At 63.8% G+C, this 2,820-nt stretch carries 5 protein-coding genes; 3 read left to right on the top strand and 2 right to left on the bottom strand.

All coding sequences use genetic code 11. The features are described from left to right. Together RMO18_RS01340 and RMO18_RS01335 are read right to left on the bottom strand one after the other, a co-directional pair. On the bottom strand, window positions 1–141 hold a 141-nt coding region (locus RMO18_RS01340), incomplete at its 3' end, for a GTP-binding protein (RefSeq protein ID WP_277822126.1). A 116-nt stretch (window positions 142–257) separates the two neighbouring features. After that, entirely contained in the window at window positions 258–836 is a 579-nt protein-coding gene (locus tag RMO18_RS01335; RefSeq protein ID WP_309663438.1) for a hypothetical protein, read from the bottom strand. 175 nt (window positions 837–1,011) lie between these two features. Here RMO18_RS01335 and RMO18_RS01330 point away from each other — a divergent pair, with 175 nt between their 5' ends. The 3 genes from RMO18_RS01330 to RMO18_RS01320 form a co-directional block, all read left to right on the top strand. Then, window positions 1,012–1,872, top strand: a complete 861-nt coding sequence (locus RMO18_RS01330; protein ID WP_309663436.1) for a hypothetical protein — start codon at window positions 1,012–1,014, stop codon at window positions 1,870–1,872. Beyond that, entirely contained in the window at window positions 1,872–2,528 is a 657-nt protein-coding gene (locus RMO18_RS01325) for a Fe2+-dependent dioxygenase (RefSeq protein WP_309663434.1), read from the top strand. The genes RMO18_RS01330 and RMO18_RS01325 overlap by 1 nt, the downstream gene beginning before the upstream one ends. Window positions 2,529–2,615: 87 nt before the next feature. Beyond that, window positions 2,616–2,820 (top strand): hypothetical protein (locus RMO18_RS01320; protein ID WP_309663432.1); only part of this gene is annotated, 205 nt, incomplete at its 3' end.

The raw sequence follows: 2,820 nt of genomic DNA, 5'->3' as shown, positions 1-2,820 counted from the left end.
GCCGTCGATCTGGTCATAGGCGCGGAATTCGCCAAAATACTTGGTGATCGCTGCGGTCAGCGTCGTCTTGCCGTGGTCAACGTGGCCAATCGTGCCAATGTTGACGTGCGGTTTGTTCCGTTCAAACTTTGCCTTTGCCATCCGATATCTGCCCTTGTCCTGAAGGGGCCCACAGGCCCTTTGCTGTCACGCGCGGCGGATTAGCGCGGCGATCAGGGAAATTCAAGCCTGACTTGGCGGACAGGACCGGGGTGCCACTACTTGACGGACATGTCCGGTGCGGGCGGCGTGGTGGCAGGCGGCGGCAGGCCGATCCATTCGGGGTTTTCCAGAAGCCAAAGCTCCACCTTCTTGACCGCGTTGTAGGCCAGCGCATCCATTTGCTGCTGGCGGGTGCGGGTCAGGCCGGTGCCAATGACGGTATCGCCGGACAGGCTTTCGAACACGGTGAACTGCTTGCCTTCGGCGTTGAGCTTTTTCTGCGCAGCGTCGTCCCAGATATTGGCCGTTATCACCAGAATGGATTTCGGGGCCGCAACCACCGGAATGCCGGGGGGCGCCAGTGCGTAGCCGTCAACCGAAATGCCGATGTTATAAAGCTTGCTGCCCTCATAGCGGCCAAAGCGGTCATCGACCGCTTGCTTCATCGTGGCCACCCATTCCTCCGGCGTCGCCTTGCGCGAAATCGGCACCATTTCGACCTTGTCGGCGACCACGATGTTCAGGCCAAGGGCAAAGTTGCCAAGCGGCACCGGCGGGTCGGCCAGATCGCTGGCCCCGCAGGCCCCAAGCAGCATGAGCGACACTAGGCCGGCGAGGTGGTGACGGAAAATCATGCAGGATCTTTCGGTGACGGGGGTGAGATGGGGCTGATCCGCAATAGCCGTTTGGCGCGTTTGGCGCAACCGTGGTTGGGGTTCGGATAAGGCGAGTTTTTTTGTCACCTTTATTGACACGGCTGTTCTCACGGCCTAAGCCTTGCACAATCCAACGAGATAAGGACGCAATCCCATGTCGACACATCGCCCCGTTACGCCCCGTTTGTGGGGCAGCCTTGCCCTTGCCGGGGCGGCACTATCCTTTGCCGGCAGTGCTGGCGCGCATGGGGTTACGGCGCCAGTGAACCCGGCGCAGGAACGGGTCTGGCTGGCGGATGCCACCGGCGGCGAAGCCGGAGAAGCGGGTGCGCCGGCAGTGACCGAGGGCGGTGAAGGTGGCGAGGCAGGCAGCGTTGCTTCTGGCGATGCGACGGTGGATTTCCTGGCCGGGCTGCTGCAGATCGAGGGGCATCTGGCATCGGGCTTTGCGCTGTGGCAGAACGGCGAGAAGGAAAACGGCCTGGCCCACATGGGCCACCCCAAAGCCGAGGTTTACGAGGCGATCGAGGGCATGCTGACCGAGTTCGGGCCGCCACAGTTCGAGGTGCAACTGGATCAGCTGGTCGAAGCCGCCGCAAACGGTGCCCCCGACGAGGCGCTGAACGCAATGTATGCCAATATCGTGGCGCAGATCGGCGTGGCGAGGGAGGCTGCCGTGGCCGCAGACCCGAAGGATGATTTCACCGCCATCGTACATCTGATCCGTAAGGCCGGCGATGAATGGGGTGAGGGCGTGAAAGACGGCGCGTTGGTCGAGTTGCATGAATACCAGGATGCCTGGGGCTTTGTGCAGGCCGCACGGGACCGGGCCACGGTTCTGTCGGCATCCGCCGATCCGGTGATCAAAGCTGCCGCTGACGCGACGCTGGCCGCATTGGACGAGCTGTCCCCTGCCCTGCCTGCGGTGCTGCCGACCGGGCCTATCGAGGGGGACGCTGGGTACTTTGCGGCGGCGGCGGCGAAGATCGAGCTTGCGGCGTTCAAAGTGAAATGATGCTGGTCATCGACAGCGTTCTGGTCGCCGCCGAAGCCAAGGTTCTGGCCGAGGCGGCGCGCGGGCTGGACTTTGACGATGGCCGCAAGACGGCAGGAAAGTTCGCGCGCGAAGTGAAGGCGAACGATCAGGCAGCGGCCACGCCTGCGCGCGACGCGATACTGGCGCGGGTTGAGCGGGCCTTGCGGGAAAATCCGGTGTTCCGGTCAGCAGCGCGGCCCAAGGCGATGACGCCGCTGATCCTGTCGCGTTACCGCGTCGGGCAGACCTATGGGCTGCATGTCGACGATGCGATGATGCAGGGGCTGCGGACCGACCTGTCGTTCACGCTGTTTCTGGCCGATCCCGAAAGCTATGACGGCGGCGCACTGATCATCGAGGACATGCTGGAGGCGCGGTCGATCAAGCTGAAGGCGGGGGATCTTATCCTGTACCCGTCCACCACGCTGCACCGGGTGGAGGAAGTGACGCGTGGCGAGCGGCTGGCGGTGGTGGGCTGGGTGCAAAGCCTGATCCGGGACGGGCAGCAGCGCGAAATGCTGTTCGATCTGGACCAATCGGTGGAAGCGGTGTTCGCCGCCGAAGGCAAAAGCCCGTTGTTCGACCGGCTGGCCAAGACCCGGTCCAACCTGTTGCGGATGTGGGCCGAGCCTTAAGGTCAGCGTTTGCCTTGACGGTGCGCGGTACGGTGGCGCAGCTTGGCGCTTGCCTTAGCCAAGAATGGATATCCCTTGATGTTGCACGTGACCCGCACTGCCCTTGGTCTTGCCGCCATACTGCTGACCGCCTTTGGGGCCACGGCCGAATCGGTGGCGGGCGGCGCGCAGACCGTGACGGTGCGCGTGGTGCTGGAGCCTGCGGCCCAGGCGGCACTGCAAGAGCGCGGCGAGTTCATCATGCTGGCGGCCTATTGGGAGGGCGAGCCCGCACCCGGCCATGGCGATAAGG

This window comes from Tabrizicola sp. (assembly GCF_031377265.1).
Classification (GTDB): Bacteria; Pseudomonadota; Alphaproteobacteria; order Rhodobacterales; family Rhodobacteraceae; genus JAUYQR01.
Note: the sequence above shows the minus strand (reverse complement) of the source record. Positions and strands in the feature narration are given on the sequence as shown.

Excerpts from the sequence above, each read along its gene's own strand:
- RMO18_RS01335 (WP_309663438.1), bottom strand. The coding sequence starts at position 836 with ATGATTTTCCGTCACCACCTCGCCGGCCTAGTGTCGCTCATGCTGCTT.
- RMO18_RS01330 (WP_309663436.1), top strand. The coding sequence starts at position 1,012 with ATGTCGACACATCGCCCCGTTACGCCCCGTTTGTGGGGCAGCCTTGCC.
- RMO18_RS01325 (WP_309663434.1), top strand. The coding sequence starts at position 1,872 with ATGCTGGTCATCGACAGCGTTCTGGTCGCCGCCGAAGCCAAGGTTCTG.